The sequence below is a fragment of the Acinetobacter legionensis genome (assembly GCF_048551735.1).
Lineage (GTDB): Bacteria > Pseudomonadota > Gammaproteobacteria > Pseudomonadales > Moraxellaceae > Acinetobacter.
Genome location: NZ_JBIMBV010000004.1, coordinates 130,458 through 145,313, shown reverse-complemented (window position 1 = coordinate 145,313; position 14,856 = coordinate 130,458). Strand labels below are relative to the sequence as shown.

Annotated in this window: 12 protein-coding genes; 3 read left to right on the top strand and 9 right to left on the bottom strand. The window is 36.9% G+C overall.

Translation table 11 applies throughout. The features are described 5' to 3' along the window. Positions 1-290: 290 nt before the first annotated feature. Genes ACG9ZL_RS05170 through ACG9ZL_RS05160 form a run of 3 tightly spaced genes read left to right on the top strand, consistent with a single transcriptional unit; the run spans position 291 to position 6,414 of the window. Positions 291-1,772, top strand: a complete 1,482-nt coding sequence (locus tag ACG9ZL_RS05170; protein WP_419334009.1) for a type I restriction-modification system subunit M — start codon at positions 291-293, stop codon at positions 1,770-1,772. Next, a complete protein-coding gene (locus tag ACG9ZL_RS05165) occupies positions 1,769-2,944 on the top strand; it encodes a restriction endonuclease subunit S (protein WP_419334011.1) in 1,176 nt (391 codons plus the stop codon). Before ACG9ZL_RS05170 ends, ACG9ZL_RS05165 begins: the two co-directional genes overlap by 4 nt. A gap of 29 nt (positions 2,945-2,973) precedes the next feature. Then, the gene (locus ACG9ZL_RS05160) at positions 2,974-6,414 is read left to right on the top strand and encodes a DEAD/DEAH box helicase family protein (protein ID WP_419334012.1); all 3,441 of its coding nucleotides are present in this window, start codon (positions 2,974-2,976) and stop codon (positions 6,412-6,414) included. Positions 6,415-6,701: 287 nt separating this feature from the next. On the opposite strand, the gene ACG9ZL_RS05155 is transcribed toward ACG9ZL_RS05160, so the two are convergent. From ACG9ZL_RS05155 to ACG9ZL_RS05115, 9 genes are all read right to left on the bottom strand, one after another. After that, the gene (locus ACG9ZL_RS05155; protein ID WP_419334013.1) at positions 6,702-8,945 is read right to left on the bottom strand and encodes a DEAD/DEAH box helicase; all 2,244 of its coding nucleotides are present in this window, start codon (positions 8,943-8,945) and stop codon (positions 6,702-6,704) included. A gap of 59 nt (positions 8,946-9,004) precedes the next feature. Next, positions 9,005-10,201, bottom strand: a complete 1,197-nt coding sequence (locus ACG9ZL_RS05150) for a site-specific integrase (protein WP_296283382.1) — start codon at positions 10,199-10,201, stop codon at positions 9,005-9,007. A gap of 113 nt (positions 10,202-10,314) precedes the next feature. Next, positions 10,315-11,058, bottom strand: coding sequence for a hypothetical protein (locus ACG9ZL_RS05145; protein ID WP_308956994.1), 744 nt, complete (start codon positions 11,056-11,058; stop codon positions 10,315-10,317). 1,113 nt (positions 11,059-12,171) lie between these two features. Next, a complete protein-coding gene (locus ACG9ZL_RS05140; protein ID WP_296283099.1) occupies positions 12,172-12,450 on the bottom strand; it encodes a hypothetical protein in 279 nt (92 codons plus the stop codon). A 59-nt stretch (positions 12,451-12,509) separates the two neighbouring features. Next, a complete protein-coding gene (locus ACG9ZL_RS05135; RefSeq protein ID WP_419334015.1) occupies positions 12,510-12,851 on the bottom strand; it encodes a hypothetical protein in 342 nt (113 codons plus the stop codon). Beyond that, entirely contained in the window at positions 12,826-13,395 is a 570-nt protein-coding gene (locus tag ACG9ZL_RS05130; RefSeq protein WP_419334018.1) for a hypothetical protein, read from the bottom strand. Before ACG9ZL_RS05130 ends, ACG9ZL_RS05135 begins: the two co-directional genes overlap by 26 nt. 74 nt (positions 13,396-13,469) lie before the next feature. Further along, positions 13,470-13,919 carry a YfjT/YkfB family phage-associated protein gene (locus tag ACG9ZL_RS05125; RefSeq protein WP_419334019.1) on the bottom strand — a complete coding sequence of 150 codons (450 nt, stop codon included), beginning with the start codon at positions 13,917-13,919 and terminating at the stop codon, positions 13,470-13,472. A 22-nt stretch (positions 13,920-13,941) separates the two neighbouring features. Continuing rightward, positions 13,942-14,244, bottom strand: coding sequence for a hypothetical protein (locus tag ACG9ZL_RS05120; RefSeq protein ID WP_419334020.1), 303 nt, complete (start codon positions 14,242-14,244; stop codon positions 13,942-13,944). A 19-nt stretch (positions 14,245-14,263) separates the two neighbouring features. Next, positions 14,264-14,779: a hypothetical protein gene (locus ACG9ZL_RS05115; RefSeq protein ID WP_419334022.1), complete on the bottom strand. Its 516-nt coding sequence runs from the start codon at positions 14,777-14,779 to the stop codon at positions 14,264-14,266. Between the last annotated feature and the right edge of the window lie 77 nt (positions 14,780-14,856).

Genomic DNA, 14,856 nt, shown 5'->3' with positions numbered 1-14,856 from the left:
ATAGACCGCAGAAATGCAAAGATTTTTTTATAGACCGCAAAGACCATGCTTGCTTTGTAGACAAAGTGTTGGACCGCAAAATAAAAGTAATGTCTTTAAATAACCCTTAAAATAATTAATGCAGAGAGTCTTCTGCATTAGGGACTTGATGCAAAATAAAATGATTTGATATTAATATCTAAAAAATATTGGTTGTTTGCGACACTAGTTGTCTCATCTTTCTAATTTATCATAGCTTTTCCCTTTCAAATCGAACACAATACTCTCAAAGAAATTTGAGAGTCATCTACGTGATTACAGGCGAAATTAAAAGCAAAATTGACCAGATTTGGAATGCGTTTTGGAGTGGTGGAATTTCCAATCCATTAGAAGTCATGGAGCAAATGACGTATTTGCTGTTTATTCGCCGACTTGATGAAATTCAAATTGCAAAAGAAAAGAAAGCCAATCGTTTAAAAAAAGAAGTTGAGCATCCTATTTTCACCGCAGAACAAGATCATCTTCGTTGGTCGAAGTTTGTGACTTTGGGTGATGCCGCAACTTTATATAACACGGTTGCTAATGAAGTTTTTCCTTTCATTAAAAATTTAGGTGCTGAAGACGAAACCACCTATAGCCATCACATGAAAGATGCTCGTTTTACTATTCCTACGCCTGCACTTTTAACTAAGGTGGTGGATTTGGTTGCTGATGTGCCTATGGATGATAAAGATACCAAGGGCGATATTTACGAATATATGCTTGGTAAAATTGCATCAGCAGGTCAAAACGGTCAGTTCCGTACACCTCGTCATATCATTAAAATGATTGTGGAGCTAATGCAGCCAAAACCAACCGATACCATTTGTGACCCTGCATGTGGTACAGCAGGCTTCCTTGTAGCGGCAAGCGAATACCTAAACGATCATTATTCTACTGAAATTTTTGCCAATCCTGAAGCAGCAAAACGTTTTAGTGAAGAAACCTTCTTTGGTTATGACTTTGACAGCACCATGCTTCGTATTGGTTCAATGAATATGATGCTACACGGTGTAGAAAACCCACGGATTGAAAACCGTGATTCTTTAAGTGAAGCACATTCACATATTGCTGAAAAATATAGTCTGATTCTTGCCAATCCGCCATTTGCAGGCAGTTTGGACAATGAAAGCTGTGCTAAGAATATTCAGGCTGTGGTTAAAACCAAAAAGACTGAATTACTGTTTTTAGCCTTGTTCTTACGTTTGTTAAAAACTGGTGGTCGTGCTGCGGTGATTGTGCCTGATGGTGTGTTATTTGGTTCATCAACTGCACATAAAGCATTACGTCAAAAGATTGTAGAAGAACAAAAACTTGAAGCCATTATTTCGATGCCGTCAGGTGTATTTAAGCCGTATGCTGGGGTTTCGACTGCCATTATGATTTTCACCAAAACCATGTCGGGCGGTACGGATAAAGTTTGGTTTTATGATATGCAGGCGGATGGTTATTCGCTGGATGATAAGCGTAATGAACTCGATGCGTCTAAGCATGAAAATAACAACATTCCTGACATTATTGCCCGTTTTAAAAACTTAGAGGGTGAAAAAGACCGTAAAGCCACAGAGCAAAGCTTTATGGTTGATAAAGCCGATATTGCTGCCAATGGTTATGACTTGTCGATTAACCGTTATAAAGAAGTGGTGTATGAGCAAGTGGAATATGAAGCACCAAGTAAAATTTTGGCGGATTTAGAAGTGCTTGAGCAGGATATTTTAAAAGGAATGGCTACGCTTAAGGAGATGCTTAAGTGAGTGACTGGATAACAGCAAAGCTTAAAGAAGTTGCGAAAGTTGTAACTGGCAAAACTCCTCAAACCTCTAATAGTGAATATTATGGTGGTGATATACCATTTGTATCGCCTGCTGATTTAAATGAAGGAATCCTCAGCGAAACAAAAACATATTTAACATCATCTGGTGCAGACCAAGTTTATCGAGTTCCCAAAAATACTGTACTCGTTTCTTGTATTGGAAATTTAGGAAAATTAGCAATAACAAGTAAAGAGGTTTGTTTTAATCAACAAATCAATGGTTTAATTTTTGATGAGCAGAAAATTTTTCCTAAATATGGTTTTTATTTTGCACAAACTCTAAAACCACAATTAGAAAAAGCATCATCTTCTACAACATTACCTATTATAAATAAATCAAGATTTTCAGATTTAGAAATTAAGTATCCACCACTTGCAGAACAACGCCGAATTGCCTCTATTTTAGATCAAGCGGATGAGTTACGCCAAAAACGTCAGCAAGCGATTGAAAAGTTAGATCAGCTTTTACAAGCCACCTTTATTGATATGTTTGGTGATCCTGTGAGTAATCCTAAAGGATGGGAACGTGTTTCAGCAAAAAATGTATTAAAAATCCAAGGTGGTTTTGCATTTTCAAGTACTGATTTTTCAAAATCAGGAATTCCTGTTGTGAAAATTGGCAATGCTAATAAATTAGGTTTTAGTACTGAAAAGTTTGACTTCATTATTCCTCAATATCCTGAAAAGCTTACACAATATGAGCTAAGATCAGGCGATTTATTAATGAGTTTAACTGGAACAGTTGGCAAAGATGATTATGGTAATATAACGGAAGTTACTGATGACTATGACTTATACTATTTAAATCAGCGAGTTGCTAAACTAGAAGTAACTAATACTTTATTTTCTAAAAATTATATACGTTATTTTTTTAGTCAATCCTCAATTAAGGCTTTAATTACTAAAAATAATCGTGGTGTACGACAAGCAAATATTAGTAATTCAGATCTATATGAATTAGATATACCTTTGCCGACTAAAGCCCAATTGGATAAATTTGATTCATTTATAGAATCAATAAATGAAACGAAACGTTACTCGAAAGTACAGTTAATTTCATCAAATAAGCTTTTTTTCGCATTACAAAACCAAGCATTTAGCGGTACTTTATAAAATTTAATTTTAAAAATGAGGGTATATACATGAGCAACTTTCAGTTTTTAGAACCTGAATTTAAAAGCTTGGCAGCAACTGCCAAAGAAGCCGAAAAGCTCACGTATATATCCCCACAATTTGCCCTTGCTGCGGCTCGTTCATCACTCGAAAACCTTGTACTTTGGCTGTATCAATACGATAAAAAACTGACTCAGCCTTATGATGCTTCACTACATAACTTACTCAACGACCTCAAATTTAAAGACCTGATTCCACCCTATATTTGGGACAAAATGGACAACATCCGCATGGTCGGCAATAGTGCCGTACATGGGAAAAAGTTCAAGCAACTCACCACCGAAGAAACTGTAAAACACATCAGCCATTTATTCCTGATGTATGTTTGGTTTGAGCGTAACTATGGTTCACCGTCAAAAGACCGTTCACAATCGATTTTATTTAACCCAAAACTAATACCAAATGCTGACAATACTCAGCAAATCACCGCCAACAAAGAACAACTGCAAAAAGAAACAGAAGCTAAAGAAAAACAGTTTGCTGAACAACATAAAGCTTTACGCGAACGTGAACAAAAACTATTTGAGCTGTCCGCAAGTTTAGAAGAGCGTGAAAAATTACTTGCAAATATAGATGCTGAACTTGCACAAAAACGTGCAGACGTTGAACAAGCCAAGATTGCCAACAGCAAAATTGAAGACCATACCGACTATAAAGAAGACGAAACTCGAAAACTTAAAATTGACCTCATGCTTGAAGAAGCAGGCTGGGAAATTGGCACAACGGTTCGAGAGGAAGTTGCTGTTACAGGTATGCCGAGTCCATCGGGTAAAGGTGCAGTGGATTATGTGCTGTATGATGCCAATGGCTTGCCTTTGGCTGTGGTTGAAGCAAAACGCACATCGACCGACCCTGATATTGGACAACAACAAGCCAAACTCTATGCAGACTGCCTAGAACAACAAACAGGACAACGTCCTGTCATTTTCTATACCAATGGCTATAAAACCCGAATCTGGAATGATGTGCAAGGTGGCCCACCACGCTTAGTTCACGGCTTTTATACGCAGGCAGAACTCAAACGTCTGATCGAAAGACGTAAGAACAACCCTGATTTGGGCAGCTTCCCGATCAATGCGGACATTGTTGAGCGTTACTACCAAACTCGTGCCATCAAAGCCATGCTTGCAGCCTATCAACGTAAAGAACGTGCAGGCTTACTAATTATGGCAACAGGCACAGGTAAAACCCGTACTGCCATTGCACTGGTCGATGTGCTGATGAAAGCCAATGTAGTGCAAAAAGCCTTATTCCTTGCAGACCGCACTTCATTGGTCAATCAAGCGCACAATGCCTTTAAAGCCAATTTAAAAGATGCTTCATTCGTCAATTTACTTGAAGATAAGAACCAAGTGGGGCGAGTGTATTTCTCGACCTATCAAACCATGATCGGCTTGATTGACGAAAAAAATGCCGATGGTACACGCCAATTCGGTACAGGCATGTTTGACCTGATTATTATTGATGAAGCACACCGTAGCGTTTACCAAAAGTTTGGTGAGATTTTTAAATACTTTGACAGTTTGCTTGTCGGTTTAACCGCAACACCACGAGATGAAGTTGACCGTGATACCTATGCACTGTTTGGCTTAGAAAGCGGTGTACCGACTGATTACTACGACCTCGATCAAGCCATTGTCGATGGCTATCTTGTACCACCGAAAGCCTATTCTGTTCCCCTAAAATTCATGCGTGAAGGCGTGAAATATGACGAACTTTCCGAAGAAGAAAAACAACATTGGGATAGTCTAAATTGGGGAGATGAAGAAGCTCCCGAAGAAGTTTCAGCATCCAAGATTAATAAAGAGCTGTTTAATACAGGCACCATTGATTTAATGCTCAAGCACTTGATCGAAAATGGTATTAAAACCGAAGGCGGTGATCGTTTGGGTAAAACCATTATCTTTGCCGTCAATCAAAAACATGCCCAGTTTATTGCAGATCGCTTCAATGCCAACTATCCACAATATGATGGTAAGTTTGCTCGTGTGATTACCCATGCTACCAAGTTTCCGCAAAGCCTGATTGATGACTTTAGTAAGAAAGATTTACCTGAGCCACAGATTGCGATTTCAGTGGATATGCTCGATACAGGGATTGACGTACCTGAAGTGGTCAATCTCGTGTTCTTTAAAGCAGTGCGTTCTAAAGTGAAGTTTATGCAAATGATTGGACGTGGTACACGACTCTGCAAAGAATTGTTTAGCCCTGAAGACGATAAAAAAGAATTTTATATCTTTGACTACTGTTCTAACTTTGAATACTTCAATGAAAATCCAGATGGTGCACCTGTATCGACCACAGAGCCACTCGGACAACGTTTGTTTAAAGCACGTTTAAATATCCTGAGTTTACTGAATACGAAGGACGATGCCACAGAAGAGCTAAAAGCTGTACAGCAAGATATGCGTCAAAGTTTACAGACTGAAGTGAAGTCAATGAACAATGACAATTTCATTGTAAAGTCTGAGCTTGAGCATGTTGAACATTTCAAAAATGATGATGCTTGGAACAACTTGGATGACCTTGCCATTGGTACGTTACGAGAACACATTTCTAAACTACCGAATCAACTTGAGCCTGAAACATTAGAAGCCAAACTGTTTGATATGTTGTGTTATAACCTTGAACTAACAGTATTAGAAAAGAACAATACTGCTATTCAAAGCTATGCCAATAAAGTGATTGAAATTGCTTCTAAATTAGAAGGAAAAGAAAATATTCCTGTAGTCGCTGAGCAAATTGCCCTCATTCAAGAAATCCAAACTGTTGAATATTGGAAAGGTATCACCTTGCCAATATTAGAGGCTATGCGTAAGCGTATTCGCGGTTTGGTGAAACTGATTGAAAAATCGACCTCAACTATTGTCTACTCCATGTTGGATGATGAAATTGGACAAATGGAAGCAGTTGATATTCCTGTCGTATCAAGTGGGGTCAATCTTGCACAGTATCGTAAACGTGTCGAAAGCTTTATTAAAGCCAATGAAAACCATATTACCATAGCTAAGCTGAAGCGTGGTTTAGCACTGACACCAACGGATCTAAGTGAGTTAGAACGCTTTGTTTTTGAAGCGCAAGAAGTAGAAAGCAAAGAGAGATTTGAGCAATGTTTTGGGACAGAAAAGTCGTTACCGCTGTTTATTCGTTCTTTGGTGGGCTTAGATCGCCAAGCGGTACAAGCAGCATTCTCAAGATATCTGCAAGGATCAACTTATAATGAGAAACAGATTCGTTTTGTGGAAATGTTGATTGAGCATCTCACGCAAAATGGAGTATTAGAGGCTGCACAGTTGTATGAACCTCCATTTAATCAGATCCACTATGAAGGGATTGATGGTGTGTTTGGTGATGCCGATGTTGACAATATATTTGGGGTTGTTCAAGCATTTAATGAAGCGGTGGCTTAATGATAGGTCGCCCATGAGTTTGTACGATGTGTACAGTGGATGCTTACGTTCCAAAAATAACAAAACTCCCCCTAAACATCTCCACACAATTCGATGCAACGTAACACACTCGCAAAATTTTCCCTCATCAGAAAAAAATCCCCCCACAAAAATTCTGCTACATCGTGCAGAAATAAGTTACTTTCAGATAGAGCCTCCTATGAAAGTGTGAGAGCTGAAAGTAACTTATTTGTGGACATTGGCCTATGCGAAAGTTGGAATCAAGTTAAGAAACTGATTTGGCCAACTTAACCAAACAATTCATCAATCTCTTCCTGAGTAGCTTTACGTATCATATTGGTCTCACCCGTATAAGCATCATAGGTTTTACCATCCATAATAAATGGCTTTTTAGGCGCAAGATGTTTGCCTTGCCAATCTTTTAGATGCAAATATTCAAAACCACCTAGAGCAATTCCTTGAAACTCAAGATAGCGTCGCTCAGGCTTGTTCTTGTTACGATCAATGACATCAAAATATGTCGCAAGATAGTTAAGTGCTTTGCTTTCTACGATTTCAAATGAATCAGAAATAGGATCATGGGTCATCCCCTTAATAAGATAAGCTTTAATGATGGATTTCATTGGAAGGTTTGTCTGTTTCTGCACTGTCCTTAAAGTACTACACAGTAATTTACTTGCTTGTGGTCCTTTCAGTTGGTACTGATTGGTTAAGTATCTTTCGGGATTAAGCTTGTAAAACTTATGAGTTAGATTCCGCACAAACTCATTGTCTTTATATGCAGCAGTTACTTTAACAATCTCATTAAATCTTTTTTGAGTAAGGATCTGATGAATATCATGTATATTGCCAATGTGCTGAGCTAAATAGACAGTTTCATTCAGAATCTGCGCAACTTTATCAGGATAAGCTAGTTGATCATTACAGTAATAGGCTAAATTATCAATGTAATCCTCATCTTGCTGTTTATGCTCGATAAACTTAGTAGAGAATTGTTTTAAAGATTCAGGTTTTTGATGACCTTTCTGAAAGTTTTCAAGGAATATTTTGAGCGCAGGGTTAATACTTTCAGCATAGGCCTTATCAGCATTAACTTTTTGCTCATCAAAAAAATGAGTGATATGGCTAGGTGTAGCTGTTGTATCTTCGCAGAATTGAATTTTGCAGTTCGGTAAGAATTGCTTAATACGCCACGCCATATATTCAAGGCTACTATAAAAGTAGCTTGTGTCAATTAAATACAAGGCTGAAACAAGACTGGCAGTATTCTGAATTGATTTACCTTGATATACGGCAAAAAGTTTACAATCAAACCAATCTTTGAAACTTTCATTCATTCGATTGACTTTATCATAAATGCTTGGTTTTTCATTGTCTTGGAAATCAAACTTATAGTCTTCAGCTAAACTTGCTAATGCATGAGCAATATCATTGACACGAGTAATAAAGTCATCCAAGCGTTTTTGGTGCTTACGGTGTAGTTTTTCAGGGTCTTGATCAGATCTAGTCAAACCAGTGTGCAATAAAATGTGGCAAGGTACATTTGCAATGCGCAATCGACCAATAAATTGTACCAATTCTTCAACATGAGCCTGTTTACCTAAAACAAATACTGAATCAATTTCAATCTCAGGATTATTCAGATTGACAGCTTCATCCATGATTGAGGTTGTAAATACGATATCTACACCAGTTGGAATTTTTTGTGTTTCAAAAATCTCTTTAACATCTGCTAAACCTTTAGTTTTACTATGTACCACAATACAGTTAAGTTTATAGCATTGCTCAAAGTATTGCTTAAAGCTCTCGCATTTATCCCTAGAGTTGACACGTACAATAATTGTTTTGCCACATTTTCCTTTTGATGAATCCGATGATTTGATTAGTTCTCTAATTTTCTGCTCAATAATTGCGATAGCAGTGTATTGGTCCCCATTTGGTAAAGAGGTAACACGGATATCACGTACAGGAGGATTTTTATGCTTCACAAAAATTTCTTGATCAATCTCTATTTTAAGCTGATCAAATAACTCTGTCGTTTTAGTTGCAGTTAAGAATAAGCTTGTTGGAATCGAACGTTTTTGTAGATGCCAAATTATAGGCGTTAAAGCATCATCCCTAAATGAACCAGCAGAATATAATTTATGGGTTTCATCAATGACGAGTAGAGCTTCTTTCTTTTGAGAATCAGACATTAATTTAATAATTTTGTCGAATTTATCATAGGTTGCAACAATGACACCTTTGAATTTACGAATAGTTTCATCAGGATTTTCATTTGCATAAAAAAACAAATACTCAGAAACAATATTGGTTTTTCCTGAATATGCGTGCAGTAACTCCATAACTTTAGCTTGAGTAGGCACTAGAATGATTACCAGTTTGAATTGAACTGTTAACTTTTCCATAGTGAGATTCGTCTTTCCTGCACCCGTTGGAGCAACTAAGAAAGTAGATTGATTCGGTTCGACTTTAATACCAATTGAAGCTAAATATTGGCCGATGCTGAGGTATAAGGTGGTTTTAGACATGAGAACTCCATAGAGCATATCGATTTGCGATATGCCCTGACAGTTTTAGAAATTAAGATTTAGAGATTTGGACGAGCGCTGTTGATACGTTCAGCGAGCATTTCAGAGGCATTACGTAATGTATCTTGGCGAAGATGTGCATAACGCTGAGTCGTGGTAGGTGAAGCATGACCTAATAAATGTTGAACTACATAAATGTCACAACCATTATTCACTGCCATGCTGGCAAAGTTGTGGCGTAAGTCGTGGATACGAAAGTTTTCGATCTGAGCGGCTTCTAGAATTTTCTGGAAAGTTTTTCGTATATCATTAAAAGGTAGTCCAGTTTTCGGATTGGCAAACACATACTGATACTTTCGCGACATCTTGCGAATCACTTGCTGAGCTTCAGTATTCAGCTGAATAATGCGCGGCTTACCTGATTTATTCTCATTGAGCTTCCAAAGGTGGTTGTTCTCATCTAAATCACTCCATTTGAGATTCAACACTTCACCTTTGCGAGCTCCAGTCAATAACAGCATTTCCACAATACCAACAATGATTTGGTTATCGATGTCATGAGCGTGATGATTGGCTAGAACATGCATTAAACGTTTTAACTCATCATCACTGAGATAACGTTCAATCTGATTCTGTTCAACCAGTTTTTTTACACGGCTCATCGGAGACTGCTCGATGATCTCGCGTTCAAAAGCCACATTGAACATGCTACTTAATAGTGCTCGTGTTCGATTGACTGTTGCGTTGGCACGATCTTCGGTTTTGATTTCAAGCATCAAATCACTGAGCATTGCTGCTGTAATCTGATTCAACTGGATATTGCCTAAAGTGGGTTCAATGTGATTCTTGAACCTTGAAACATCATCCTTCCAAGACTTTTTATTTAACTTCGCCATAGGCATGTAGACCTTATAAAAGAAATCTGCAAGCTTAGGGATATTTTCAATACGTGCTTTCTCCTCAAGAGGATTAATACCTTTACTCAGCATAATTTGGTAGCTATCTACAAGACTAATTGCTTGCTGTAAGGACACTTCAGGATATTTACCTAATGTCGTGCTGATCTTTTTTCCCTTAAAGACAGCTCTGAACATAAAAGTCTTACTTGCATTAGAAATAACAACTTTTAGTCCTTTCACATTGGGAACCGAGATTTCGACTTTGGATTTATTCTCTGGTAGCGTGAGTTGTTCGATATTGAAGAACTGTGACAGCCCAAAATTTGTTGATGATTTAAGTGGAAAAGGTGTGTTCATAAGCTCTCCTTATAGAAAAAATGGCGCACTTATCCCTGATCGTGAGACCATGTTTCAGAGAATCAGGAAATAAATGCGTTTAGATAGTTAAGCTAGGTCGATGGAATTACGACTTAGAAGAAAGGTCTTGAGCTGTCATCAAGCTGCTCAAAAGTAGTTGGTGTATTGAGTTTACGAGCATTTTCAGGGGCGATGCTTTCATCAAAAAACTTGTAAACCAATTTAGTAATAAGGTTGTTGGCTTCATCAAACAAATAAAGACCAAACCCGAATACAGAATCGTTACACATATTACTTGCATAATCTGTGCTTTGTAGATAAACGATTTTCGCTGGCTTCAATCTGGACAAAGTCAATTCTAAAGAATCAAGAGAGTCAGGAATGCTTTGACTTGATGAGTTGCAAGAGCCACCACACCAGATTGATTTATCTTTGGCTTCATTAACTTTCAATAAGCCAATGTTATTTTTCACAACATATTGTGTGACAATATGCAAATGAGCATTAAATAAAAACTCAGAGAATTTAGAATCCGCAATATTATCTTTTTCAAAACTAATATTGAATTCTGCATTAACCTTATCAAATTCAAGTTTCTCTTGAATATTAGTCAATGATTCATCTAATTTTAAAATCTGAGATTGATCAATTTCTCGCTCGTTAAAATAAGCCTGTACTTTACTGAATTCAATTCGTTCTTGAATATCAAGAATGTTATCAAAATCATCGTAATTAATAGAGTCATCATAAATATCAAAATGTGAATCATTTTGAAAAATATCATTTTCACATTGATCTAAAGAAGCAACAAAATCAATTTGGTCTTGATCATTTGTGTTCGTTTCAAAAGTAGTCATATTCATTTACCTGTATTAGCTTAAGAAAAATTATTAACGGCTGTTATGTACAGTGTTAAGTTTTTTGAAGATGGTCTTTCGGATTCTTGTTCCTATTACCTTATTGCAAGTGAAATTGTGAGCACTTGTATCAATCTTTCAACGTCTTGTTGGACCAATTTAAGCACTCAACCCTGACATTTTCTACCAATGCCGTTTGGGTAAATACATTTTATATATATGAAAATTTTTGAACAATGGTAAGATATATAAAAACATTTTATAATATTATATAATATAAATTACACATGTAACTGTTTTTATTGAATTTAAAATGAAAGCACCATGATTATCATTCGATATGTCCTGAATATATTAATCAGTAAAACTTATATTATTAATAATATTAATTGATATGTATTTTTAATTATATTTTTTTGATAAAAAAGCAATTGCTAAATATGTCAACTTGTTATTTCTTTGAAGTTTTTTAAATAATTTTGCTGTAAAATATAGCGCAGTCTTATAAAATTTCTAAAACAATGTCCATATATCTTCCCAAACTGGTCTACGAAGCCTTAATAGCTAACCCAAATCTAACGATTAACGAAATTATGGATGTACAAGGTACGCCATACTCAACTGCTGCCCGATATAGGCAGCGTTTCGAATCATTAAAAAAAGAGTGTGATTATGCTGAGCAAGTTCACCATAAGATAAATAAGACTAAAATTGAGACTTGGAGGAAAATAAACCATCAGTCTCAATACATGTCTGATCTATTAATTGAGCTTTTAAATAGCAGTGGATTTCAATCTACATCTCATTTAAGAGCGATATACTATGATAAGTATTACTCAGTAAATAATGGCGAACCTCAATCTAGAAGAAATTTTAATAGGTATTTCAAGACTGCTCGTGAGAATTTAGAGCAAAGTAAATTTAAGCTCTTAATATGTAGATCGCCAGTTAATCGAATAGGTTTTCATACTGTAATAAATCCTAACTACAGTCCCGAGGACTAGTAGAACGTCCGACAGGTTATTTGAGTAGAGCATCATTGGTTGTTTCACTTAAAACGATAAAAAATCACCCCAAGGCCAGAACGGTCTTGGGGTCTATTTTACGGTTAGGTCAGTAATCACTTGGCATCAACAATGTCGTAAAAGAACGATCTGCTTCTGTTATGATCCAAATTTTATCTTCTGCTACTGAATAACTAGAGAAGATTCGATTGTCATTAATTAATGCTTCCTCATTTGATTCTTTGTCTTCATCTTCTAAATCGCCCCAATCACCCGTTTGATGACGATAAAGTAATTGGAGTAAATCAGTATGATGTTTCTCTGCAAAAGCCAAAGCATTGGGCGTAGACACAACTTGACCCAAAGCGAATAGTCGTTGCCTTGTCATAAATACGTCTCACATAAAAATTAATAGAAAATTGTGTGGGTGGTGGTCTGTGAAGAGGTTTAGATTTGATTGATTTTATGGCGCTCTAAAATCTCAGTCGGTACATAGATCAAAATGCCTTCATTGTCGTTCAGCATGATATACACCTCATACCAATCATGCTTTTTCTCAACAAATTCAACTTCGCCTAATGACAGCTTTTCAGATAAGCTGAAACTGAGCTGAGGAAAAGGCTCAGTTAAATCATTGTCATCTTCACAAATAACAAACCACCCATGCAGGGTGGCTTGATAAGGTTCATCATACTGATGTTCAAGTGTCTGCATGTGCAGTGAAATACTTGCTCGAATTGAATCATCTGATACTTGCTGTAAGTCAGATTGGCTCTTGATGTACTGCATTTTCATCCCCCACATTGGCTAAGACATCTGAGTCATCATCCTGAGTTGATTGTTGATTCTTCGGTTTTGGACCACGTTTTGCACTTACAGGTTTAATATCACTAGAAGATTCAGATAGTGATGAACTTTGTTGCACTACATCATCAAATGAAAGTGGCCAAAGTTCATATTCATCGTTAACTTCAAGTAAGCGTGCAGTTTGTGGATGTAGTCGGATTACGCCTTGATCAACTAAGGCAGCTCCTAGAAAACTTGCATTGTTGACTGACTTACCTACGAATAATTCTTTGAATGCAACAGCATGGAATGGCTTTGCTGATTGATAAAGCTTCTGTAAGGTTAAAATGATCTGCTCAACTTTGATCAATTCTGTGCTGAATCCACCAGATGATTCATTTTCACTTAGAGCGATACCAAAGCTTTGATCGTCATTATCTTGCCAGAGTTGATATTTAAGCTGACCTTTAGCTCTGTCCGATAACTTATTACAACTCCATGTTTTAATGAGAGTCTGGTTCATTTTGTCAAAAATTCTTGGTTGCATAATGGCTTCCTTTAAGCATAAAAAATCCCGATGTACTGCAAGAGCACATCGGGACCTAAATTTAAGATTGTGGGTTAGAACATTGCTTCGCATGCAGCGATATGTTTCGCTACTGATTTGATGCTTTGTTGATTGGGGGTAAATGTTGTGACCTTTTTATTGTTTAGGTACACATCAATTCTTTTGGCTTTAGAAATTCCTTGTGAAAGCTCATACCAAGCATTTGCACCATTACGCCACTTAGTAGAAGCAGATGCAGCTACTTTGCTTTTTCCATCCAATAAGAAAGTTAAAGGATATTTGGAATCAGAGTTTGCATAGCTATTCTTCGGTGTTTGGAAGCGTACAGAGTGATCAAACATATCTCCTGCCTCTTCATTGCACGTTACCCAAAGTGTATTGCCTTTACCATCTTGAATTGAATATTCAGAAAAACCTTGAGCATAGCCAGATTGCCATATATTCGGTGCTGCATGTGCAAATCCAGTAACAGCCAATAATGATACAAACAGTATTTTTTTCATAAAAGAATCCTATAGTTAATTCTTACTTTTTCACACATGGCTGAATGCTTTGAATGTATTGTCCATCATTGGTATCTTTGAAAAATCCATTTTTGGATTGAACTTGCAAACATTGTCCCTTTTTAAAAGGTTTTAGTTGCTTTGCTACGCTGTTGGATAGCAATGCTGCATTTAAAACAACTTCACCTTTAGTCGTTGGGATAATGATCGCTTCACCACTAAAAACGATGTTCTTTTTAAGGGTGACTTGTTCTGTCTTAGCTAAAACAGCATTTGAAAAAGCAAGACCAGCTAAAAAGCAAAATAAAAGTTTGAAATTTTTCATAAATGATCTCACGATTTAATTAATTCACTTGACGATAAATACAGTCATTCCAAGGGGGCGTATTTTCACGATATTTTGAGCAAGCCATGACAGCACGTTCTAAACCGCCCAGTGTTTGTCCATAGGCGTCAATATCGGAGATGGATACGTCACCTTGTTTCTTGGTTTGTGGGGTAGCATACTTAGGTTGAGCTTTCGCTTGTTCAGCTTGAAGTTGTTGCTGTCTCAATTGCTGAGCTTTGAGCTCTTGTTGCTTTAACAATAAATATTCCTCTTTGCTATTAAAGTCAGAAAAGCCAACAACTTCTCCATTCTCGTTATATTGCAATGCTCGCCAAACGGTGACTCCTTTTTCTGTGACAGGAATAATCCCATCAGGAGATTTCAATATACGTTCAGCCATTGCTTGCTGTTGCTGCGTTTGATATGACACAACTAGATCATTGGCAGAGTTTGCTGCACGTTGTATATCAGGATCACCTGATAACGTTGCTACCGCTGTTAAAGCGGAGCTGACTAGGTTAGAAAACCCCATACAATTTCCTTTAAATATGATTATAAAGTAATAGCTTAAGCTCAACTTACGAGTTCAAATCAACACATTGTACCTGT

Excerpts from the sequence above, each read along its gene's own strand:
- ACG9ZL_RS05160 (WP_419334012.1), top strand. The coding sequence starts at position 2,974 with ATGAGCAACTTTCAGTTTTTAGAACCTGAATTTAAAAGCTTGGCAGCA.
- ACG9ZL_RS05155 (WP_419334013.1), bottom strand. The coding sequence starts at position 8,945 with ATGTCTAAAACCACCTTATACCTCAGCATCGGCCAATATTTAGCTTCA.
- ACG9ZL_RS05150 (WP_296283382.1), bottom strand. The coding sequence starts at position 10,201 with ATGAACACACCTTTTCCACTTAAATCATCAACAAATTTTGGGCTGTCA.
- ACG9ZL_RS05145 (WP_308956994.1), bottom strand. The coding sequence starts at position 11,058 with ATGACTACTTTTGAAACGAACACAAATGATCAAGACCAAATTGATTTT.
- ACG9ZL_RS05140 (WP_296283099.1), bottom strand. The coding sequence starts at position 12,450 with ATGACAAGGCAACGACTATTCGCTTTGGGTCAAGTTGTGTCTACGCCC.
- ACG9ZL_RS05135 (WP_419334015.1), bottom strand. The coding sequence starts at position 12,851 with ATGCAGTACATCAAGAGCCAATCTGACTTACAGCAAGTATCAGATGAT.
- ACG9ZL_RS05130 (WP_419334018.1), bottom strand. The coding sequence starts at position 13,395 with ATGCAACCAAGAATTTTTGACAAAATGAACCAGACTCTCATTAAAACA.
- ACG9ZL_RS05125 (WP_419334019.1), bottom strand. The coding sequence starts at position 13,919 with ATGAAAAAAATACTGTTTGTATCATTATTGGCTGTTACTGGATTTGCA.
- ACG9ZL_RS05120 (WP_419334020.1), bottom strand. The coding sequence starts at position 14,244 with ATGAAAAATTTCAAACTTTTATTTTGCTTTTTAGCTGGTCTTGCTTTT.
- ACG9ZL_RS05115 (WP_419334022.1), bottom strand. The coding sequence starts at position 14,779 with ATGGGGTTTTCTAACCTAGTCAGCTCCGCTTTAACAGCGGTAGCAACG.